Source organism: Shewanella profunda (genome assembly GCF_023283765.1).
GTDB classification, from domain to species: domain Bacteria; phylum Pseudomonadota; class Gammaproteobacteria; order Enterobacterales; family Shewanellaceae; genus Shewanella; species Shewanella profunda.
On record NZ_JAKILG010000020.1, the window covers coordinates 35,351 to 56,469 of the forward strand.

A 21,119-nucleotide genomic window follows, 5' to 3' on the forward strand; every position below is an offset into this window, starting at 1 on the left:
TAGGTGGTATGTGCAACACCACCTTCAAGCTCAGCTACCTATTATTTTTCATCCGGCGAGAGTTTACGAACCTTAGTGTCCTGCCATTCGAGAACTTGGTTCTCTCGAGATCGTAATTCAAGGCGTGTTACAGGCTCGCCAGTTTGAGTTTCGACCAATATTGAATGCTGTTCATCCGGCTGGTAGAGATTGTCCTCGCCCCACTGGCGCAAAGCGACAATCACAGGAAAAAGTCCGCGTCCCATCTCTGTCAAAACATATTCTTGATAGGCAGTGCCGTCAGAGGCTGGCGCAGTCTCCAATACTCCATGGTCCACCAGATCCTGCAACCGAGCAGTCAACATGCTGCGGGCAATACCGAGATTCTTCTGGAATGCACTGAAGCGGTTTATACCGTCGAGTGCATCTCGTATGATCAGAAGCGACCACCAGTCACCTATCACATCGAGCGAGCGTGCCACAGGGCATTCAGCCCCACTGAAGTTCTTGCGCTTCATTCCGTCGTCCTTCCTAGTTCATGCAACTGTTTCATTAACCAAACTTTATTGCTTTTGCAAAACAAGTTTCAAAATAAGACTAGGTTATCATTGGTATCTGGTCTTATTATAGGACTCATTTTGCATCTAAGCGCAACTAAGCGCTACTTTTTTGTCAGGATATCATATGAACTGCCAGATAAACGATCGTCACTCAACGACAGAACCCAACGATCCGTTAGCCCCTACAAATGCCCACGGCATATCGATGGGGACCACTATAATCTTTGCAATAGCCTGCGGGCTAAGCGTTGCCAACATCTACTTTGCACACCCTCTACTGGACACTATGGCCGCTGACTTCGGCATAAGTCCTTCGGTGATTGGCTTGATCGTTACGCTGACGCAAATCGGTTACGCATGCGGGCTTTTGTTCATTGTGCCATTGGGCGACATTCTCGATCGCCGCAAGCTTATCGTAGCTCAGGGCCTGCTGTCCGCTATCGCACTGACAGTTGTTGCGACGACACGAAATGAAACAGTGTTGTTTATCGCCATGGTCGCAGTAGGACTATTGGCCGTGGTCGTGCAGGTTTTGGTGGCTTTTGCTGCGATGCTCGCCTCGCCGACGACGCGAGGAAAGACGGTCGGGATGGTGACCAGTGGCATAGTCGTCGGTCTGTTGCTGGCCCGCTTCGTGTCTGGAGTGCTTGCCGATCTCGGCGGCTGGCGCACGGTTTATATGACATCTGCCATAACAACCTTGCTCATGGCCGCAGTCCTCTATCGCATTCTGCCGCGCGAGGCTGCCCCTCGCTCCTCGGTTTCCTATCCAGTACTACTTCGCTCGGTGCTAACATTGTTTGTGGAGGAGCCGATTCTGCGGGTCCGTGCCATTCTTGCCCTACTAATATTTGCCGCTTTCAGCACATTCTGGACCGCGCTGGTGTTGCCACTTAGCGCACCGCCTTACACTATGTCGCATACGCAAATCGGTCTGTTTGGTCTTGCAGGGCTGGCTGGGGTATTCGCCGCCAGCGGAGCTGGACGTTTGGCTGATAGGGGTCTTGGGCAATGGACGAGCGGGATATCTCTGCTGTTGTTGCTCACATCGTGGGGATTGATTGCCCTTCTTGATTCCTCAATGTTGGCGCTGGTGATGGGGGTGATCATCCTAGATCTGGCTGTGCAGGCCGTCCACGTGACCAATCAAAGTATGATCTTCGCCATCCGGCCCGAGGCGCATAGCCGACTGGTTGCCGGCTACATGCTATTCTACTCTATCGGAAGCGCCATCGGAGCTATTGCCTCAACGGCGATATACGAGCGTGCTGGTTGGAACGGCGTATGCCTTTTGGGCGCAACCATCAGCATAGTGGGTGTGATTTTCTGGGCTGCCACAGCGCATATCGGGCGAGCACAGCTTCAGGCGGCACTGTTATCGAGCCTGCGCAAGCATTAGCGTATAAATACACACTAATGCTTGCCTCGATCCTATCGCCAAGCCCAGGAACAACACCAGTAGAGACCAATTCCCAAGGCATTTTCATCCCGCTTTTCGGTAGTGAAGAGCATAAAATAGTGGGATGAAATACGGAATATTTACATTAAGAGCGTTGGGAATTCAGCTTACTGTCTAGATTCGCTAACCTAAAGAGGTGATAAAAGCGCTGCAATCGCAGCGCTTTTTATTGGTATTATCCTCGGCAATAAGTGGGTAGATAGGTATCGGGAATACCGTTACTGCTGCAAACCCAAGTGATATTGCTCTGTTCATCAACTTGGGGTGATAAATACACTTCATAATCTTGGTAATCACCGAGGGCTTCGCCCCCAACAAACCCGACTATGCCATCAGTGTATAGATTAAATGTCGCTAATTGTTCATCCGTTAGCCCAAGCACCTCCAATTCTGTAGGCCAGGTTTTGTTGGTTTGATAGTAGCGGGTTAATGTGTCTGTGATCGGCGTAAATGATTGATGCAGTTGGTCGATACGTTCCATTGCCAGCGCGGCATCGGGGACTGTCAGCGTCAGTGTTGGCGTATCGCTTGGTGTCTCATAACTCATGGTTGCGCCCATTTTTTCTTGATATTCCTTGTACGCCGGAATCGCTACCGCCGCAGCAATACCAATAATCACAGCAAATACAATGAGTCCTCCGCCAGCCGTTCCCAAGCGTGGCATAAAGAGGCTAAATACATAGGCCCATGCACTGCGTGATGGCGGCGCATATTCCACTCCTTGCGCTTTGGCTTGTACTCTTGCCATACGCTTAGTTAGCCAAGGGTAGCTGCCGTTAAGCTCGTGCAGTGACATCCAAAATCCACCCGATTCACGGGCTTGAAGGATATATTGATCCACATTCATACGTTTCCACTGTTCAACACCTGCGGCTAAAACAGCAACGGCATTCGTGGCAGAACGTAAGCTATTGCAGCAACGTAGGCCATGGAGATCACAGGTATATTCACAGGCACGGGAGTAGGCTGCACCCACTAAAGGTAACCAAGTGGCGAAGACTAAGAAGGGCGCTTTACCTATATGATTGCGGCGAATATGGCCTAACTCGTGGCCGATATAGAAGTTAAGCGCATCTTTATCGGACTCTAATGCATCCACAATCGATGAAAACAGCACTATATAGTTACGGCGTAGAAAACGCGTCGCCAGTGCGTTAAGCATGCCATCGGCAGCCAGCAAGTAAGCGCGTGGTGGCTGACTGATTTCTAAGCGTTCGCAGCAGGCTAAATATTGTTTATGTAATTCAGGGAATTGCTCTGGATTGATTTCGACAGCCGTACCTTTTAGGTAGCTAATAAAAGCGGAGTGGCTAAAGAGATAAATAATAAAAAACATCAGCACATAAACTAGTGCAAGACCTTTAGTTGCGAAGATAATCGCGATCCAAATCAGTCCTGAAATGATGGCTAATATTGTGAACAGTGATTTTTCCTTTGAGTAAACAATGTCGGCTATTTGGATGGGTTTTTCGTTCCCTGCGGTAATAACTTGTTCCATGTTGATCCTTTTCCTAGTGAAATGATAAGCGGCGTGAAAATAGTCAATTTTCCAAGGAAATTCAATCTCTATAGCCGATTAAGCAAAAATTAACCTTTCTGTCATCAATTTCATTTGTCAGAAATGAGAGTTTGATAAGATGGGGGATAGTTAGGTTTTTTCAACTAAGGTCAGAACGACAATTTGTGGGAGCATCAACAAAGCTAAAGTCGTTTGGGGCTACAATGCATCAGAAATTAACATTGATTGAAGGGAAGTCCACAATGAAACAGGCATTAGTCCATATTGCTTTGGTCGTAAAAGATTACGATGAAGCAATTGATTTTTATGTGAATAAGCTAAAATTTGAATTAGTGGAAGACAGTTATCAAGCCGAGCAAGATAAACGCTGGGTCGTCGTGGCGCCACCGGGGTCTAGAGGCGCTTCCATTTTGTTGGCGCGGGCCTCAAAACCAGAGCAATTTGACTTTATTGGCAATCAGGCCGGCGGGCGGGTATTTTTATTTTTAAATACCGATGATTTTTGGCGTGATTATCAACGCATGCTTGCCGATGGGATCCACTTTGTACGTGAACCGCAGGAACAAGATTACGGCACTGTTGCTGTATTTGAAGATCTCTACGGTAATCTTTGGGATTTGCTGCAGCTTAATGTGCAGCATCCAATGGCGCAAAGGTTAGCTTATCAAGGGTTAGCGTGAGTTAATTTCGGTGATTTTGAGATCGATTAACTGCTTTTGCCACAGGCTCTTATCTATACCTTCAACCCAAATAATGCTGCTCTTACGCTGTTCACCTCTACGAAGATAGGTTTCTGGCATGCGGAAAATAGCTTCCCAAACTTCGAGTTTATCGGTTTTTAACAGTGTGCCATTATCGGCGAAGAAACGGGCTTCGACCTCGACTAAGGTAACGTGTTCATTACTGGTGCTGGTAAGTTCGAACGTGAGTCCGAGTTTATCGCCTTTCCATTGGCTGTCAGTAAAGCTGACTTTAATACCGTCTTTAGCGGTTGAACCTAGCAGCTCGGGTTTGGCAATTGCGGTAGCGGTAAGTGTCGTTACTGGCACGATGACAGCTGAGCTTGTGGTCATACTAGGGGCGCCGCTAACCGTACTCGATGCACTTACCACCGCTTCAGTGGCTAAAACATTCGGTGCGGCTTGGGTTTCTGTAAGCACATATTCCCAAGTAAAATCATCTTTTAACCTAACTTGAGCGCCATTTTCTAAGGTGATATTTGCCACATCAGCCGCAATTGCCGATGAGGATAGTAGTAGCAATGAGCTAAGCGCGCTAAGGCGTAGTAAAGTGTGCATTGGTTTCTGGCTCCGATATCCGTCTGAATCAATATTGGGGACTAACATAATTTATTTACCCTGTATCAGTCACTGACTAAGTTGTGTTTTGGTGAAGAAAATCTACTTTGCTAAGTACTTGATTATAAATACGCCTAATGACCTTTTATCTCAATCATCCTAAAAGTTTTAAGTTTTTATGAACTATTGTTACAATCCCCCGGTCCTATCTTCAGCTATCCGTTGATTGACGCCAATTTTTTATCTTAATTATCAAATAATAAGACAAAGAGAAATCCAAATTTTTACGTTATTGGCTAAGAAAACAGGCAACGTATGGGGCGTGATGGTATTTACCATTCTGACCTTGTTCTGTTTGACTCAAAATAGTGGAATGCTTAACTTGCTGCTCAAGGATACGAGTGCGCAAGCGATTTCGGCTACGTCTTTTCCAAACGCTAACTCGGTTTCAAGCTCAAGCAATATGACTAGCAGTGTCGACGCCCAAGCGGCAGGCGCTGAGTTAGTAAAAACTGAGCCTAAGCAATGTGAATTGTCTAAAAAATCGATCCGTACCTGTATCGATGCCCCTAGTACCATCCCATTTTTTATCTTGTTGTTCCTACTTCCTTTACTTCCCCGCGCCTCTCGCGTGATAACACTTTTACCAATACAGGGTTATCAAGCTAAACCTAGGCGAATACATCTTACGCTCTGCCGCTTTCAAGAATAAAAATAACTTATTTATCAATTTGATAGGTGAGTTTGTTTATGCATGCTTTTACTAGCTCGATATTTTATTTTTCTCGCCCGTTTGTCGGTAGAAAATAGAACTAAGTGGCTGCTGAACATCCGGTTTTACACATCACATCTCCCTATCAGACTTCTTCAACCAAACCTTCTATCACGCTGATATTTCTAAAGCCGTTACGATATTTGTAACCAGAACATAGCGTTGGCCAGTATTTAAATGGTTAAGAAGCAAGGTAAGCATAAGCATTTGCTCGGTATAACTTAGTTTGGCTTTGAAAATACGGTTAGAGGCGATTCAACACCTTAAGTATTGCAATGGCAAATGCTGACGAAATATCAAAGAGATTAATATGCAATTGAATAACATAAAGTTAATGCATATTTTGGGGACAAAATGAGTACATTAAAATCCATGTTAACCAGATTCTGGATACTAGCTTTAGTAGTGACGAGTCCGTCGTTATTGGCTGCATCGACGGGGTGGTTGGTTAATGATAATCACCCGCCAGCTAAGGTGCGGTTTATGCTGACCGGTGCCGTAGATCCTGCAACCAATACCTTGTCCGCCGTACTTGAAGTACAACTTGAGGGCGATTGGAAAACCTATTGGCGTAGTCCTGGAGAAGGCGGTATCGCGCCTACTATCAAGTGGGATGGCTCACGCAATCTACAACAGGTGGATTGGAGATGGCCGGCGCCAGAGGAATTCTCATTACTGGGATTACAAACCTTTGGTTACAAAGGGAATACAACTTTTCCATTAACCCTAAAAGTCGATGATATCGCCACTCCAACTCAGCTGCGCGGCAAAGTGACGCTGTCGACCTGTACCACCATCTGCGTACTGACGGATTATCAGTTAAGTCTCGATTTCACGCCCAATGCGCTGCAAGCGGATACCGATGCTATGTTGGCCTACAACAAGGCCGTGTCGCTTGTGCCGCAAAAAGTGTTGACCCAAGAGGGTCAAAATCCTGCGATGACAATGGGTTGGGATGCTGCCAAAGGTCAACTTGAAGTTAGGCTTAATGATGCCAACTGGCAGCGTCCAAGCGTGATTATCGATGGCGAGCCAGATACCACATTCAAGCTAGTGAGCTTAAAGCCAAGTGAAAGTGATACTAACGGCAAACAATTGATTGGTATTTTTAGCGGTAAAAGTTGGCTTGGAGAGCCAGAAGTCTTAGGTAAATCGCTGAACATTACTGTCATCGATAGCGAGCGAGCACTGGAATACAGTGCCGAAGTTAAGCCTGTGGTGATTACCCAGGAAAGTACCTCGATATTTAGCATAATACTGCTGGCGCTTATTGGTGGTTTGATCTTAAACGTCATGCCCTGCGTGTTACCAGTGCTTGGCATGAAGCTCGGTTCAGTGGTTGCCGCGCCTGATCTTAAGCGTAATCAAATCCGCCAACAGTTCATCGCATCGGCGCTGGGAATATTAGCTTCATTCTGGTTACTGGCTGGTTTTATCCTAATGCTTAAGCTCACGGGTCAAGCGATTGGCTGGGGTGTGCAGTTCCAAAACCCTTGGTTTATTGGCTTTATGGCGCTTGTGACCACAGTGTTTGCATTCAATATGTTAGGTGTGTTTGAGATTAACTTACCCTCTAACGTGCAAACCAAGTTAGCGACAACGGGCGGCAATAATAACAGCGGCCACTTTTTACAGGGCATGTTTGCTACGCTACTGGCGACACCGTGCAGTGCACCATTTTTGGGTACTGCGGTCGCCTTCGCTTTGGGCGCCGATGTACTGAGCTTGTTTGCCATCTTTACCGCGTTGGCCGTGGGTATGGCGTTGCCTTGGTTGATTGTGGCGGCATTTCCGCAGGTGGCGGGTTATTTCCCTAAACCCGGTCGCTGGATGAACACAGTCAAAGTGTTTTTCTCTGGCATGTTGCTCCTCACCAGTTTATGGCTCATTAGCCTGTTGTCCAGCTTTATTGATGTGCTCTACCTGTGGCCGTTAGCTGGTATTATTACACTGATATTTATGGTGTTTATGGCTAAAAAATATGGCGCGATTGCCATTGTGAGCTGCTTCGGTATCGGCATTTTACTGTTGGCGGTTATTGCATTTATGACGGCGAACCAGTGGGCTAAACCTTTACCTGCGGATCTTGCTTGGACGCCATTGGATCAAGTATTGATTCATCAGCAGGTTGCCAAAGGCAAGACTGTATTTGTCGATGTGACTGCCGATTGGTGTATCACCTGTAAGGCCAATAAAATCGGCGTGATCCTACAAGACCCTGTTTATAGCCTGTTGCAACAGCAGCATATTTTACCGATGAAGGGTGATTGGACTACGCCTTCTGAGCCCATTACTCACTACCTGCAAAGCCATAATCGTTTCGGGGTGCCATTCAACGTGGTGTACGGCCCGGGTGCACCGCAAGGCATTGAGTTGCCAGAAATCCTATCGACTGATCTCGTGCTTGCTGCGATTGAACAAGCATCTATGTTGCCTGCAGGATCAATAGAAAGTCAGCCCTCAGCATCAAATGAAAAGTCATCTGCTGCGGCAGGGAAATAACGCTAGTAAACATCAATTCATTCGGTAACTAACCGAGTGACTTTTACATATTCTGATCAGGGAGAGCTCTGATCTAAGACAATGGAAATCGATTATGAAACCGACAATTCAAGCACAAAACCTAACGGAATCAACGAAAGCAACTTATGCAGAGAATGCAATCCACTCAAACGGAGTCACTAGCATGTCGAAATTTAACTCTTTATTTAACTCCTTGTTTGGCAGTCGTAAGTTGCAGATGTTTGCTGTCTCGGGTGTCGCCATGGCAATGCTAGTGGTTTCCTTGCCTTCGGTGAGCACCATGGCCTATGCCAAGGACAGCAGTTTATCGGCGGCGCAGCAGCAAGAGGTGCGAGCGATTCTTAAAGATGCCTTGATCAATGATCCTGATCTATTGAAAGAGGCGATTATTGCGTTGCAGCAAAGAGAGCAAGAAGGGGCCGATATGTCGATGCAAACGAGCATAGCCGCAAATCAGCAAGCTATATATGAAACCAAAAGCGATCCATGGAAGGGTGCTGCGACACCAGAGATCTCTATGGTGTATTTCACCGATTTTAACTGTCCATACTGCAAGAAAATCGAGCCTTTGTTGAACAAGCTGATTGAAGAGTTTCCGCAGTTGAAGATCATAATCAAAATGGTGCCACTGCAGGGTGAAGGTTCCAAAATGGCGGTCGATTTTGCCCAAACGGTTTGGTTAAACGAGCCTGAAAAGTATCTCAAAGTGAAGGATATGTTGATGTCGAGTCCACGTGGGCTGGATGCGGCTGCCATTGCTAAGGTCGCTAAGCTGACGGCAACTGAGCGCTGGGTGGGTAACACTGATGAGCGCGTCGCTAAAATGGTCGATGACAATATCAATTTAATGAATGAGTTAGGAATAGGTGGCACCCCAAGTATGATAGTTGCCGATACGGTTATTCCCGGATTAGTGCCTTACGAAGTGTTAAAAGAGCAGCTTGAAGCCGCGATAGCCGCCAAAGATAAGACGCAGAAGAACAGTTAAGATGAAGCTAAAAGAAACTGAAAATATGAGCGCCGAACAGGTTTCGATATCCTTACCTAAACGCATATGGGGCTGGACTAAGCAGTTACTACTCTGGTTATTGTTAGCCCTAGTGGTAACGAGCGTGATGGACATCTGGCGCGGCAAAGATATCCCACGGGATAATTTACCGTCACTTCAAGGTATCACGCTGGCAGGGGCTGAGGTTGATATTGCCACACTCAGCCAAGATCAAGCGGTACTAGTGTACTTTTGGGGTACATGGTGCCCTGTGTGTAATTTTGTTAGTCCCGCGGTGAATCAAATGTTGGCCTATTACCCAGTAGTGACGGTTGCCATGAGTTCTGGTGAGGATGATAAGCTGAGGAAATATCTTCAACATAAGGGTTATGGGTTTGACACTATTAACGATAGCGACAACAAAATTGCCCGTGATTGGTCATTGCAGGCAACGCCAACCATCATGATCTTTAAAGATGGCGAGTTAAAACACTACACTACGGGCTTTACCAGTCTGCCAGGAATGTGGTGGCGAATGATCTTTGCTTAACCTGAACGCAGTTTGCCGGAGGTGCTTAGGGACTTGCCCAAGTACAGTGGATCCAAAGCAAAATCTGGTAACTGCATTAGTTGAGTTTGCTCGCATCTTTAAGCACTATGTCGCATTGAAAGCAGAGGAGATAAGTATGCAAACTAAGACGATGATTTTGGGATTAGTGATAGGTGCAGCATTCAGCTTGTCTGTCTTCGCTGATGATGTGCCCAAACGCGGCTGTGCGGCAAAGTTAGAATCCATTAATCAGCAAATTGAGCAGGCTAAAGCTGCGGGTAATAGCCATAAAGTTGCTGGGCTCGAAAAGGCCCATAAAGAAGTGTTAGCTCACTGCAACGACGACAACTTATACGCTGAGCGATGGGCAAAAGTAGAGGCCTTGGAGAGTGAGTTAATCGAACGTCAAAATGCACTGACTCAAGCCGTAAAAGAAGGTCAATTGATGGAGAAAGTCAGTAAAAAACAGGCGAAGGTTGCCGAAGTTGAGGCTGAGCTTGCCAAGGCTAGGGCCGAATTAGAGCGCTAAGTCACCTATGGCAATGTAAGGGGATATTATTTATTTCCCTTTATGAAGAGTTAAATTGAAATGATAAAATCTTTTTAAAATAATATCTTGTAAAATATTCATTTGAGCAGTGATGGGCTTTTACTAGGGTAACGAACCGAACTCGGTGATTAGCTTTGTGGGAGTTGTGATGTTTAGCCAGTTAGGAGTGAAACTGTGGATCAAGAAATAAGGCTCGAAATTTCTAAGTGGTTAGCGGGCTTTGGGATTGATAGTCAACCCTCTGATGGTATATCTACCATTATTATCATCTTTGCCTGTTTACTTTTGGCTGGGATAGCCTATTTCATTGTACGTCGCGTCGTTCTTCGAGCTGTCAATATGGTGATCCAACGTTCTAAGGTGACTTGGGACGATGTCTTTATGCGCTATAAAGTGCTTGAAAAGCTGGCTATGTTAGTGCCAGCCATAGTGCTTAATTTGTTGATCCCTATCGCCCTAACTGAGCATCCATTGCTAAGCGGTCTGGTTGACCGACTATTGAGTATTTGGCTGGTGGTACTGATTATCACTGCCATTTATGCTGCTCTAGATGCGGCTGATGAAATCTCAGATGTGAATCTAGTGGGACGACGTCTACCAGTTAAAAGCTTTGTCCAATTAACTAAACTGTTTTTGTTCTTTGTTGGGGTCATAGTCTCTATCTCTATCTTGGCGGATCAATCGCCAGTGTATTTCCTCAGTGGCTTAGGTGTGGCCACGGGTTTTGTGATGTTGGTGTTCCGCGATACTATTTTGGGTTTTGTGGCAGGTATTCAGTTAGCGGCTAACCGTATGGTAAGTAAGGGTGACTGGATCCAAATGGACAAATACGGTGCCGACGGTGCGGTAGAGGAAGTCTCGCTTACCACAGTTAAAGTGCGTAATTGGGATAAAACCATCACCATGATCCCCGCATACGCCTTAGTGTCGGATGCGTTTCGCAACTGGCGCGGTATGTCCGAATCTGGTGGACGTAGGATTAAGCGTGCGGTGAATATCGATATCAACAGCATTAAGTTTTTGACCGAGGATGATCGAAATCGCCTGAGTAAAATCAACTGTTTGAAAGAATATTTTCCTGCAAAAATTAGTGAGATCCGCGAATCAAATGCCAAGGTTTCTGACCTCGATATGGTGGTAAATGGACGGCATTTAACCAATGTTGGGACGTTCCGTGCTTATCTGCAGGAATATTTACAGCGCCACGATAAAGTCCATAAGGACATGACCTTGATGGTACGCCAGTTAGCACCTACCACCGAGGGTCTACCTATTGAGATTTATATCTTTACTAATGATACCCGTTGGGCATTTTATGAAGCGATACAAGCGGATATTTTTGACCATATCTTTGCAGTATTACCAGAATTCGGCCTACAGGCATTTCAAGCACCTACAGGCAACGATATTCGCAGCTTAAAATCGGTGAAGGTTGAAGGCTAAATATTGAGGTGAAATTGTGCTGGCCGTTTCTCTTCAATCTGCCAGCCCGATATTTGAGTCGCAAGCGGCATACTTGTGTGTAGACCATCGTCTTGTAAACATAGCTTAGTGCTCACAGTCAAAAAATGAATAATATCATCAGCTTTTTGAGGGATTAAATTGGCTTAGACAGGATAGTCGACGCTAAATTCGCTATAGTAGAGTTTAACTTGTTTGTTAGGGAGCGACATAATGTTGAAAAAAGGATTATTGAACAACGCGATGGGACGAATATTTGCGGCCCTTTTACTCTTGGTGGCGTGTCATGTGAATGCGGTGCCAACTGAGGACATCACCAGAATGCTTAAAGGTCAAGAAGATGCGTGGAATCGCGGTGATCTTAACGCCTATATGCAAGGTTATTGGAAGAACGAGCAATTACGTTTTGTCTCTAATGGAAAATTTAGCTATGGCTGGGAGGATACACTCGCAGCTTATAAGAAAAATTATCCTAATAAAGAAGCCCTTGGCGAGCTTAAGTTTACAATTAAAGAAATTAAGATGCTTAGCAACTATGCCGCTATGGTTGTCGGACGTTGGGATCTACGCCGTTCAAAGGATGCTCCCTCCGGCGTGTTTACCCTGTTGGTGGAAAAAATAGATGATCGCTGGGTGATTACTATGGATCACAGTTCAGACTAAGTACTGCTCGAACTGTCCGTATTCGTTGTGGCGGGTAAGGTGAAGTGAAAATCCTGCTGTCCGAGCTGCCGGCCTTTACCATCGTACCTTACCTCAGTAAAGTGCACTCCACCCTGTATATCCTCAAGCAAAATGCTGGTGGAACGCGTGCCATAATCGGGGTGACGAATATAAATTGCCGCTAAACGTCGTTCCCATTCGAGTCCTATCCCCGTGTTGGGTAACTCCTTATCCAGTGGCTGGGAATCATCTTTCATTAGCTGGAGCAGCGCAGGCACATCTATGCTTTGCGATTGATTGATCAATGCCTCTAACGCTTGTCGTCCCTTTGCCATTTTGGGCCAAATATCATTGAGTGACCCATTACTAATTGCATGAAATCCATCGGATAATTTTGTGGTTTGCCTATTTATGCTGTTAAAGCAATACAGATTTACACCTTGTCCAAAAATCAAGTTGAAGGGCTGATAATTGTCGCTATGTTCGGCAAGCCAGTTAGGGCAAATCAGCGAACCCGAGCTGAGCGCCTTAGTGATAAGTTCGCCGCGGCTACGCATCGCTTCTGGACTTTTTTGCGGCACACGTAAATTGGTGACTCCCGCGACTTGTCCCTGTCTGTTGACGCCAAACCAAGTACCGCCCGCCTGCATATCTTTGCCTGCAAGTATATTGTGCTCTGGTGGCCAATAGTGAGCTGGAGCCGTTGGCCTATGGTGAAACTCATCGCGATTAGCGCAGATGATGAGGGGGTACTGTGGATGGGCATTTATAGCCACAAAAAGTATGCACATAGTAGGCTAGTTAATCTAAATGTTAGATTAACTTAGCCTGTCTGTTCGCAAATGAACAGCTTTAGTGGTGGTGTGAGTCTTTGTCAGCCTTGGTATGTGAATGGGGTTGAGATTGGCTTACCGAGTGCTCATGTTGGTGTCCATGGCTGTGTTCACTATGGGAATGCCCATGTTTATGGGATTCTGCTCTACCCAGCATAAGACGACGTAAAAACTGACGAGGGCCTAAACGCAATAGGCTAGCGGCAAAAAGTGCCGATAGTATCAGCAGTGCCACTAGGTTGATCATTTCAGGTAAAGTTACTAGCGAAAACCATACAGGTAAACGCAGGGCAGCAAACAAAGCGATAGCAATAATAGAGAGCAATACGCCTCTTTGCGGCCAAGTCATTAGCTTAAGCTGAGCAATATTAAGCACTGGCGCAGCAATAAGTGGCAGAATGATCGCAAGCGGGTTCCAGCCACTGTAGGCAAGCGCTAAGGCTAATACGGCAGCGCCTAAGTTACAGAAACGCATGGGCAAAAAGACTAATAACAACACCACGAGTTGTAATAGAGGATGGCTTAGCGGCACCGAAGGGTGACCTATAAGATTAACTAGCACTAGGCTCAGTAGGATCCATGGCGCGCTGCGATCGACTAAGTGCGCAAAACCAAAATGCAGGGCATGATTTGGTAATTCAGAGTGTGGATCGGTTATCTGAACCTTAGCATGGCTTAAATAGGCGCTTAGAATAAAGGTCACAGCTAATTGAAATAAGGCGAACCAAGGCCCGAGCAGTAGGGTCGTGATCACTAACGCTTCTGGCCCTGCTAAGCGTTGAAACCAGCGGCGACCTAAGCTGTTATCCTGAGGTGTTAGACCAAATTTAAATCGAAGTGCCGCTGCTGCATAACTAAGCAGAAGTATGGGAGCGAGTGTTAGCAACCAAGGTATTAGCTGCTCAGTACTGTGATCATGGTGGGCATGCTCATGACCACCAGTATCGATCAACAGCAATGCCATTAGCAGGGCTATACCTAATAAGCTGCCAATCCCAGCTTGGTATTCATATTTGCCTTGTGTATCTGTTTCATGCTGACCATGGGGTTGATGTAGTACAACATGTAAAATTGAGCCTGTTACAAATGCTTGTAAATAAACTGTTTTATCTATGCTTGTATGTGATAGAAGCTGTTCGCTGCCAAAATAGCCTATGCCAGTGAATAGCATAATGGCCGCAAATATAATGAGCGTCCAACGGATACCAAGATGGGGTTTAAGTATCCACCAAACGGCAAAACCCACGGGGAGCCGATGGAGTATAACCCCCAGCGCTAACAAAATGGAGTTACCCTCTTGCTGTGCTAATACCATGGCACTACCATCAGTCATGGTATGCAGCAATAAGCCACTAATGCCGAGAAAAAGGGCGAAATTATGAGTGATTTCAGAGTAACGATGGAACAATCGCTCACTCGCCGTAGGCCCCCAAAGTCCGAGGATAACAAAGACGATCGCGAGCATGCCGCCATGTTCGAGTAATTCTGGCAAGATATGGATTAGCACTAACCCGCCCAAAGAGACGAATATAAAGCCGTCGAGCCCCTTCTGTAGACCGCTGCCCGATGAAAAGTAGCGATAAAACAGTGGCCCGATTAAGAGTGCAAGACAACTAGCGAGAAGATAGAGCATGGGTTCCACAAATTTTATTGAAAAAACGCCGTAGTATACCAGCTGTAATGTAAATGAGCAGTGACTTGTTGGCAATTTACCAAACTGACGTTCCAATGATATTTGCGTCAATGTCGTGGAGATTTTACTCGGCTTACCCATCTATAAATGTGCAGGACTCAGCGAGCGTTTTACTATGCGGTTAAGCGCAGCGCCTGGGAGACTCTACTTCTTGTGTTGCATCAACTCAGAAGGCGGGTATTCGGTCATTGATGTGTGTTTAATTGAAGTACCTAGGCGCGCTGAAACGCGTATCTTGAGATTGTTGGGTATAGGGCGTAAATTTTCATACCCGTGTCGAGAAAAGGTTATACAATATGGGCTTATGTTGGTTTGGGCATTGATAAAGTTAAATGGATATATTTTCTGCTGCGGTAATGTTATTTCTGATTATGGACCCTCTCGGGAATTTGCCGATTTTCGCCTCGATTCTACGTCATATCGAGCCTAAAAAACGTCGTAAGGTATTGATCCGCGAATTACTCTTCGCATTGGTTATCATGCTCGCCTTCCTCTATGCTGGTGAGGCCATTTTAAGCTTCCTCAATTTACGATCCGAGTCTGTGAGTATCGCTGGCGGGATTATTCTGTTCCTCATCGCAATTAAAATGATTTTCCCTCAACCCGGCGGTGTCGTGGGTTTAGCGGCAGGTGAAGAACCTTTTATTGTGCCTATGGCGATCCCCTTGATGGCTGGTCCATCGATCTTGGCAGCCCTTATTTTACTCGCCCATACGGATAGTTCACGTATGGGAGATTGGACGATTGCCTTAGTGTCTGCCTGGGCTGCAAGTGCGGTTATCTTAATGTTTTATAAGCTCTTCACCCGTATGTTAGGTGAAAAGGGTTTAACTGCAGTCGAGCGTCTTATGGGCATGGTGCTGGTGATGATATCGGTACAAATGTTCCTCGATGGTGTTTCAAACTATATGAAAACCGCTGGATAAATTATATTCAAGTCGTCCGAAATGACATAAAGCCGTATTAGCTCAAAGTTAATACGGCTTTTTTATGGTCTAGATAGCAGTCTGAGTGTCGTGGGCACAAAGGCTTGCTGAATAAATGCTGACAAAAGTGTAAATCTTACCAGCGAACAAATGTATCAAATTGTTACTGACATGCAGTGCTGATAATGTCGAAAACTCTGTCTCTATATCTTGAGATGGATAAACCCTGAGTAGATTGCCCATAAAAGTATATTTGTCTTAATTCAAAGAGACACTAGCCTTAATAAATAGAATGGCGTAAACGGCGTTAGCTGTTACAGAAGGATGTTAAAAATGCGAAGTACAAAAGGCGTTACGGCGTTTGGACTGATGTTGGCATTGATTAGCGGCGCGAGTATTGCGGCGCCAAATCACACGCCTGCGGATGCTGGCGTGATTAATAAAGATCGAATTTTATATTGGCTGATTGAGCGCGGTGAGGTTTCTGTAGACGCGAGTGATAGTGTCAAACAGGCAGCGGTTGAGGCTTATATTCATCGTGCCACCCTAGCTCAACCTAAGGCGCCGCGTATTGAAGTTGAAGCCGAACATGCGCGCGCGCAAAGAGCTAAATCATCCCAAGTGATGCGTTCCCCTGCGCAGCGTTTAGTCGCCGATGCCGATGTGACTAAAACCGTTAAAGTACTGGCAGTCCTGATTGATTTTCCAAACTTAAGATACAATAACAATGGCTTAACCTCTAGTAATACAGACATGTATTACCCGAGTTATCCTGTATCTCACTATCAGGATTTACTCTTTTCTACCTCGGGATTTAAAGGCCCACAGGGGCAGACTTTAGATTCGGCCTATCAGTATTATCAAGCGGTTTCTGGTAAAAGTTTCTTCTTCACAGGCAATACAAAAGGTTGGTATACCGCGAGTCAAAATGCGGAATACTATGGTGCCAATGACTCTACTACGAGTGATGTTGAAGTTTCAGCTTTGGTTAAAGAGGCCGTTACTCAAGCAGCGGCATCTATGTCTGCTACTGAGTTGACCAGCTATGATATTGAAGATCCATATGATTTAAACAATAACGACAACTATGATGAGTCTGATGGTATTATCGATCATGTGATGATTTTTCACTCTAGCATTGGTGAAGAAGTTGGGGGAGGCAAATTGGGAGCTAATGCTATCTGGTCGCACCGCTATTTTGTCGACCAAGGTACTCGTGGTTACACTATTCCTGGCTCAACCAAAAAAGTGTTTGGTTATACTATTCAACCAATTGATGCCGCAATTGGAGTTTGTACCCACGAGTTTGGTCATGACTTAGGTCTGCCCGATGAGTACGATACAAGCGATAATACCGATCAAGATGGCTCACCTGTGGGCCTATGGTCACTGATGTCTGGTGGCAGTTGGGCTGGAAGTATTGCTGGTGCCCAACCGAGTGGCTTTAGCCCCTATGCTCGTTCTTACCTGCAGGAAAAATACAAAGGTAAATGGTTGAATGAGCGTGAAATAAGCCTAGAGAGTATTCCTAAGTCGGGGATGGAGTTGACCCTGAATGAGGCGGTTAATCATCAAGCCGTGAATCAGATTTCTATTCCACTTCCTGCGGTATCTATTCCTTTTAAGGCTCCCTATCAAGGCAGTTACCAGTACTATTCTGGTCAAGGGAATATGCTGAATAACAGTATGAGTTTTAATGTCAATTTACCTACGGTAACAAGCGATAAACTCACTTTAACGATGAAAGCGAGTTGGAGCATTGAAACGAATTACGACTATATGCAGGTAAAAGTAAATGGTACGGCAATTTCCGGTAATTATACAAAGTCGGTTAACGCGATGAATAGCGCTCGCCATATTATTACGGGGCAATCGGCAGATATTTCTCTGGCGGAGGGTAACGATGCTTGGGTAACTTTAGAGTATGATTTATCTGGATATTCTGGAAAATCTGTTGCGGTGGAGATCAATTATGTCACCGATGAGTATACCTCAAAGTCGGGGATCACTATCGATAACATCAGTGTTAAATACAATACTACTGAGCTATATACTGATAACGCCGAAGTCGCTGATAAAGTGACATTCAACGGCTACAGTCGTATCCAAGATTCTCGTCCGGGCGCACCATCCCGTTATCTTATTCAACTACGCAGTCATAATGATGTGGATGCAGGTTTGAAAATGGAAGGCTTTGACCCTGGTGTATTGCTATGGTTAGAGGATTCAGGCTATTACGATAATAACGTGTCTGATCATCCTGGGCATAGTTTGATTGGGGTAATTGATGCCGACCAAAATATGATCGGCACTCTTTCTACCGATAAGCAAATCCGCGATGCGGCCTTTAGCACTGTGAAACAAACCTTCTATGTAGGTGACAATAATCTCGATGCAGTGAGCCTGTTCGATGACAGTTTAGATTACAGTGCGCCGCTACAACCCCAGTCAGGTATGGTATTGCAGAAGTTAGGCTTAATGATGGAAGTCTTATCCCAAGCCAGCAATAACAGCACAGCTGTGATTCGGCTAGCAAATGCGAACTCTGATGCTATAGCGTCATTAACGGTCAGTTTTACTAAGACAGTGAATCAATTAGCCGTCAACTTTACCAGTAATGCTGATGGTGGTGTGGGAGCATTAACCTATGATTGGGATTTTGGAGATGGCACTACAAGCACTGCGGCGGCACCAACCCATACCTATACGGCGGCCGGGACTTACACTGTGACACTCACGGTAACAGACACACAAAATACTAAAGCCAGTAGCAGTTCAACTGTCACTGTGACAGCGCCAGTAACGCCTCCGGTTACTCCTCCAACTAGTGATAGTTCTGGTGGGGGCGGTGGTAGCTTAGGTTGGTTAAGCCTTGCTTTCCTCGGTTTACTCGCTTGGCGTCGTCAGCTAAATATCCGCTAAATTAACTAGGCGATGCTAGATCAAAAAATGCCTCTATTTAGAGGCATTTTATCTGTATTTTGGCTAAGAATTAGCAAAATCTAGAGTTTACAACTGGCTAATCGCCTGCTCTGCCGCAGGCAGAAAAATCTCACTGACGATCATTTCATCCTGACCGTGGTGAAAATAGCGACGGCGTCCCCACAGGCTATGTTCAACTTTTTGATCTAAACTTTCTGCTAAGTGCGCGAGACGACTGCAGGTGCCAAAGTTCGCGACTTCTATTCTGCCGGGGACGAAGTTATCTTGGCTAAAGAGTAGTTCACCGAGTGGGCGGGAGCCCAAAGCGAGAAAATCCGCTTCTCGCTCAGACATCAAAGATTGCGGGATTAAGGTTCTGGCAAACACCCAAGGTACAGTATCAAGACACAACAATACTTCGCGAACCCAAACAGAGCCTTGCTGAGGGTATTCATCTTTGAAAGGAGCGAGTTGACCCTCTCCGAGGATTTTGACTTCAAACTGATGGCAGCAGGTTTTAAGTTTTTTTGTCAGGCTGCCCGGGGCGAGTAACCACTCTTTTAGGGGTGACGGGGGAAGTTTATCGGCGCGATCGGCACAAAACCACTGAATAGATTCACCATAAGGGAAGCTTAAGCTAGTCACATTCATTAAATACTCGTTACAATATAAGCAAACGTCGGCAGTCTACCATGTCGCGGTGCGAGCATATATACCCAAGCAAACTGCGCCCCGCTGAATCCTGCATCTTGAGGTTGTTTGGGTATAAATTGGGAAGTTTTTTCCATTAACCACACTTGTTAGGGAGCTATAAGCCACTATGAAGAAATTACTAACAGCCTGCCTGATTTTGTTTGGTGTTGTTTTTAATGCTTATGCAGCCGATGAAAAAGAAGCGCCTCCTGTCACGCCGCCTACGGGTAACTATGCTTACTATGGTTTTGATCCTGAGATTGTGACCAATTATATTTCTAACCGTAAAAAGCTCGGTTTTGTGAAGATCAGTGTCGAGTTAATGGTTAAAAACCCAGAAGATTTACTGATTGTTCAGCGCCACGATCCATTGCTGCGTGCCGCGATTGTCGAGATTTTGGGAAATCAATCGGAAGAAAAAGTTAAATCCTTAACGGGTCGGGAAGATATCCGCCGTGAGTGCTTTGATACGCTGAATAATCTCCTTATTAAAGAGTCTGGTAAGTCTTTGATTTTAAATTTACTATTTACTTCCTATCTCTACGATTAATCTCGTGATTAGCGTAAGGGCCGAGTCAGAATCGGCCCAATGTATTGAGTTGCTATGCCTAAATCTGCCATAAAATATCCCCGTTCTACTAAGATGCCACCCCGTGACATTCCTAGCGGCAAGCCTAAAGTGAGAAATCCGAGTCCTAAAGTTAAAGCTGGGACAAAGGCGAAAACGGGCCCCGTTAAAACCCGCTCGATAGCTGAGATAAAAAAAGCGCTACATCCACGTAATGCCCATATTAATGGCTACGATTTCAACGCTCTGATCAAAGCATTTCATCGGCTTAATGCCTTTGTTCGCCAGACGCCATTCGGTGGATTATCCATAGATTTTGCGGATCCAGAGGCGGTTAAAGCCCTGAATACTGCGCTACTTAAATATCATTATGGGATTGATTTTTGGGATATCCCTAAAGGCGCGCTATGTCCTCCCATTCCCGGTAGGGTGGATTATCTACATTATTTGGCAGATCTTTTAGTTGAAGGGGATAGCAGCTTAGCAATGGAGCATGTTTCGGTACTCGATATTGGTACTGGCGCAAATGGTATTTACCCCATTTTGGGTTGCCAAGTTTATGGTTGGCACTTTGTGGCATCGGATATCAATTCGCACTCTTTAGCGAACGTGCAGCGGATAGTCGAGCGAAACCCCGCACTACAAGGACGCCTCAGCTTAAGATTACAAGTCGATGAAAAATCCGTATTTAAGGGAATTATTCAGCCTCAGGAACGCTTCGAGTTAACGCTCTGTAATCCACCATTTCATGCTTCTTTAGCCGAGGCCGCGCAGGGGAGTCAGCGTAAGGTACGCAATCTTCAGCTCAATAGCGGTCGCACAGTGAAGGCTGCGTCTAAACTGAACTTTGGAGGGCAAGGTGCAGAACTGTGGTGTAAAGGCGGTGAGCAGCAGTTTTTAGCTACTATGATCAATGAGAGCCAAGCATTTGCCGATCAATGTCTGTGGTTTACGAGTCTGGTCTCCAAGAAGGAAAATTTAAAACCTTGCTATCAAGCGTTAGCTAAATTGGCTGTAGATACAGTCAAAACCATAGAAATGCAGCAAGGGAATAAAATTACTCGGGTATTGGCTTGGAGTTTTCATTCGGCGGCTAAGCGTCAGTCATGGCGTACTGAGCACCTTAATATACAAAAACAGGCGTGATAAGCGCCTGTTTTCT

At 45.6% G+C, this 21,119-nt stretch carries 19 protein-coding genes; 13 read left to right on the forward strand and 6 right to left on the reverse strand.

Translation table 11 applies throughout. From position 1 onward, the window contains the following. Positions 1–41: 41 nt before the first annotated feature. Positions 42–497 (reverse strand): winged helix-turn-helix transcriptional regulator, encoded by a 456-nt coding sequence (locus tag L2744_RS11415; protein ID WP_248992015.1) that lies wholly within the window; start codon positions 495–497, stop codon positions 42–44. 166 nt (positions 498–663) lie between these two features. Here L2744_RS11415 and L2744_RS11420 point away from each other — a divergent pair, with 166 nt between their 5' ends. After that, on the forward strand, positions 664–1,938 hold the full coding sequence (locus L2744_RS11420) for an MFS transporter (protein ID WP_248992016.1): 1,275 nt from the start codon (positions 664–666) through the stop codon (positions 1,936–1,938). Positions 1,939–2,173: 235 nt separating this feature from the next. Here L2744_RS11420 and L2744_RS11425 read toward each other — a convergent pair whose 3' ends face one another. After that, positions 2,174–3,496: a M48 family metallopeptidase gene (locus L2744_RS11425; RefSeq protein WP_248992017.1), complete on the reverse strand. Its 1,323-nt coding sequence runs from the start codon at positions 3,494–3,496 to the stop codon at positions 2,174–2,176. A 263-nt stretch (positions 3,497–3,759) separates the two neighbouring features. On the opposite strand from L2744_RS11425, the gene L2744_RS11430 reads away from it, so the two are divergent. Then, complete coding sequence (locus L2744_RS11430) at positions 3,760–4,197, forward strand: VOC family protein (RefSeq protein WP_248992018.1); 438 nt, start codon at positions 3,760–3,762, stop codon at positions 4,195–4,197. Here the strand turns inward: L2744_RS11430 and L2744_RS11435 are convergent. After that, entirely contained in the window at positions 4,189–4,815 is a 627-nt protein-coding gene (locus tag L2744_RS11435; RefSeq protein ID WP_248992019.1) for a DUF3157 family protein, read from the reverse strand. The two genes, L2744_RS11430 and L2744_RS11435, sit on opposite strands and share 9 nt — an antisense overlap. 325 nt (positions 4,816–5,140) lie before the next feature. Between L2744_RS11435 and L2744_RS11440 the strand changes: the two genes are divergently transcribed. The 7 genes from L2744_RS11440 (at position 5,141) to L2744_RS11470 (ending at position 12,322) form a co-directional block, all read left to right on the forward strand. After that, complete coding sequence (locus tag L2744_RS11440) at positions 5,141–5,527, forward strand: hypothetical protein (RefSeq protein WP_248992020.1); 387 nt, start codon at positions 5,141–5,143, stop codon at positions 5,525–5,527. Between the two features lie 414 nt (positions 5,528–5,941). After that, the gene (locus tag L2744_RS11445) at positions 5,942–8,089 is read left to right on the forward strand and encodes a protein-disulfide reductase DsbD family protein (RefSeq protein ID WP_248992021.1); all 2,148 of its coding nucleotides are present in this window, start codon (positions 5,942–5,944) and stop codon (positions 8,087–8,089) included. Positions 8,090–8,183: 94 nt separating this feature from the next. Continuing rightward, positions 8,184–9,098 carry a DsbA family protein gene (locus L2744_RS11450; RefSeq protein WP_248992022.1) on the forward strand — a complete coding sequence of 305 codons (915 nt, stop codon included), beginning with the start codon at positions 8,184–8,186 and terminating at the stop codon, positions 9,096–9,098. Positions 9,099–9,123: 25 nt separating this feature from the next. After that, the gene (locus L2744_RS11455; RefSeq protein ID WP_248992042.1) at positions 9,124–9,648 is read left to right on the forward strand and encodes a protein disulfide oxidoreductase; all 525 of its coding nucleotides are present in this window, start codon (positions 9,124–9,126) and stop codon (positions 9,646–9,648) included. Positions 9,649–9,784: 136 nt separating this feature from the next. Continuing rightward, positions 9,785–10,177: a DUF1090 domain-containing protein gene (locus tag L2744_RS11460; protein WP_248992023.1), complete on the forward strand. Its 393-nt coding sequence runs from the start codon at positions 9,785–9,787 to the stop codon at positions 10,175–10,177. Positions 10,178–10,372: 195 nt separating this feature from the next. Next, on the forward strand, positions 10,373–11,641 hold the full coding sequence (locus tag L2744_RS11465; protein ID WP_248992024.1) for a mechanosensitive ion channel family protein: 1,269 nt from the start codon (positions 10,373–10,375) through the stop codon (positions 11,639–11,641). A gap of 231 nt (positions 11,642–11,872) precedes the next feature. Next, positions 11,873–12,322, forward strand: a complete 450-nt coding sequence (locus L2744_RS11470; RefSeq protein ID WP_248992025.1) for a YybH family protein — start codon at positions 11,873–11,875, stop codon at positions 12,320–12,322. On the opposite strand, the gene L2744_RS11475 is transcribed toward L2744_RS11470, so the two are convergent. Together L2744_RS11475 and L2744_RS11480 are read right to left on the reverse strand one after the other, a co-directional pair. Next, complete coding sequence (locus L2744_RS11475) at positions 12,319–13,113, reverse strand: NRDE family protein (RefSeq protein WP_248992026.1); 795 nt, start codon at positions 13,111–13,113, stop codon at positions 12,319–12,321. The two genes, L2744_RS11470 and L2744_RS11475, sit on opposite strands and share 4 nt — an antisense overlap. 61 nt (positions 13,114–13,174) lie before the next feature. Further along, positions 13,175–14,788, reverse strand: a complete 1,614-nt coding sequence (locus L2744_RS11480; RefSeq protein WP_248992027.1) for a ZIP family metal transporter — start codon at positions 14,786–14,788, stop codon at positions 13,175–13,177. 392 nt (positions 14,789–15,180) lie between these two features. On the opposite strand from L2744_RS11480, the gene L2744_RS11485 reads away from it, so the two are divergent. Both L2744_RS11485 and L2744_RS11490 read left to right on the forward strand, forming a co-directional pair. Then, a complete protein-coding gene (locus L2744_RS11485; RefSeq protein WP_248992028.1) occupies positions 15,181–15,774 on the forward strand; it encodes a YhgN family NAAT transporter in 594 nt (197 codons plus the stop codon). 333 nt (positions 15,775–16,107) lie between these two features. Continuing rightward, positions 16,108–18,696 (forward strand): immune inhibitor A domain-containing protein, encoded by a 2,589-nt coding sequence (locus tag L2744_RS11490; protein WP_248992029.1) that lies wholly within the window; start codon positions 16,108–16,110, stop codon positions 18,694–18,696. Between the two features lie 87 nt (positions 18,697–18,783). Here L2744_RS11490 and L2744_RS11495 read toward each other — a convergent pair whose 3' ends face one another. After that, positions 18,784–19,347 carry a chorismate--pyruvate lyase family protein gene (locus L2744_RS11495; RefSeq protein WP_248992030.1) on the reverse strand — a complete coding sequence of 188 codons (564 nt, stop codon included), beginning with the start codon at positions 19,345–19,347 and terminating at the stop codon, positions 18,784–18,786. Positions 19,348–19,516: 169 nt separating this feature from the next. Between L2744_RS11495 and L2744_RS11500 the strand changes: the two genes are divergently transcribed. Beyond that, positions 19,517–19,939, forward strand: coding sequence for a flagellar basal body-associated protein FliL (locus L2744_RS11500; RefSeq protein ID WP_248992031.1), 423 nt, complete (start codon positions 19,517–19,519; stop codon positions 19,937–19,939). Between the two features lie 54 nt (positions 19,940–19,993). Beyond that, positions 19,994–21,103 carry a 23S rRNA (adenine(1618)-N(6))-methyltransferase RlmF gene (rlmF, locus tag L2744_RS11505; RefSeq protein ID WP_248992032.1) on the forward strand — a complete coding sequence of 370 codons (1,110 nt, stop codon included), beginning with the start codon at positions 19,994–19,996 and terminating at the stop codon, positions 21,101–21,103. Positions 21,104–21,119: the final 16 nt, after the last annotated feature.

Bases quoted from the DNA above. Each gene is read 5' to 3' on its own strand.
- L2744_RS11450 (WP_248992022.1), top strand. From the start codon at position 8,184: ATGAAACCGACAATTCAAGCACAAAACCTAACGGAATCAACGAAAGCA.
- L2744_RS11490 (WP_248992029.1), top strand. From the start codon at position 16,108: ATGCGAAGTACAAAAGGCGTTACGGCGTTTGGACTGATGTTGGCATTG.
- L2744_RS11485 (WP_248992028.1), top strand. From the start codon at position 15,181: ATGGATATATTTTCTGCTGCGGTAATGTTATTTCTGATTATGGACCCT.
- rlmF (WP_248992032.1), top strand. From the start codon at position 19,994: ATGCCTAAATCTGCCATAAAATATCCCCGTTCTACTAAGATGCCACCC.
- L2744_RS11455 (WP_248992042.1), top strand. From the start codon at position 9,124: ATGAGCGCCGAACAGGTTTCGATATCCTTACCTAAACGCATATGGGGC.
- L2744_RS11445 (WP_248992021.1), top strand. From the start codon at position 5,942: ATGAGTACATTAAAATCCATGTTAACCAGATTCTGGATACTAGCTTTA.
- L2744_RS11435 (WP_248992019.1), bottom strand. From the start codon at position 4,815: ATGCACACTTTACTACGCCTTAGCGCGCTTAGCTCATTGCTACTACTA.
- L2744_RS11470 (WP_248992025.1), top strand. From the start codon at position 11,873: ATGTTGAAAAAAGGATTATTGAACAACGCGATGGGACGAATATTTGCG.
- L2744_RS11430 (WP_248992018.1), top strand. From the start codon at position 3,760: ATGAAACAGGCATTAGTCCATATTGCTTTGGTCGTAAAAGATTACGAT.
- L2744_RS11420 (WP_248992016.1), top strand. From the start codon at position 664: ATGAACTGCCAGATAAACGATCGTCACTCAACGACAGAACCCAACGAT.
- L2744_RS11475 (WP_248992026.1), bottom strand. From the start codon at position 13,113: ATGTGCATACTTTTTGTGGCTATAAATGCCCATCCACAGTACCCCCTC.
- L2744_RS11480 (WP_248992027.1), bottom strand. From the start codon at position 14,788: ATGCTCTATCTTCTCGCTAGTTGTCTTGCACTCTTAATCGGGCCACTG.
- L2744_RS11415 (WP_248992015.1), bottom strand. From the start codon at position 497: ATGAAGCGCAAGAACTTCAGTGGGGCTGAATGCCCTGTGGCACGCTCG.
- L2744_RS11500 (WP_248992031.1), top strand. From the start codon at position 19,517: ATGAAGAAATTACTAACAGCCTGCCTGATTTTGTTTGGTGTTGTTTTT.
- L2744_RS11495 (WP_248992030.1), bottom strand. From the start codon at position 19,347: ATGAATGTGACTAGCTTAAGCTTCCCTTATGGTGAATCTATTCAGTGG.
- L2744_RS11425 (WP_248992017.1), bottom strand. From the start codon at position 3,496: ATGGAACAAGTTATTACCGCAGGGAACGAAAAACCCATCCAAATAGCC.
- L2744_RS11440 (WP_248992020.1), top strand. From the start codon at position 5,141: ATGGTATTTACCATTCTGACCTTGTTCTGTTTGACTCAAAATAGTGGA.
- L2744_RS11460 (WP_248992023.1), top strand. From the start codon at position 9,785: ATGCAAACTAAGACGATGATTTTGGGATTAGTGATAGGTGCAGCATTC.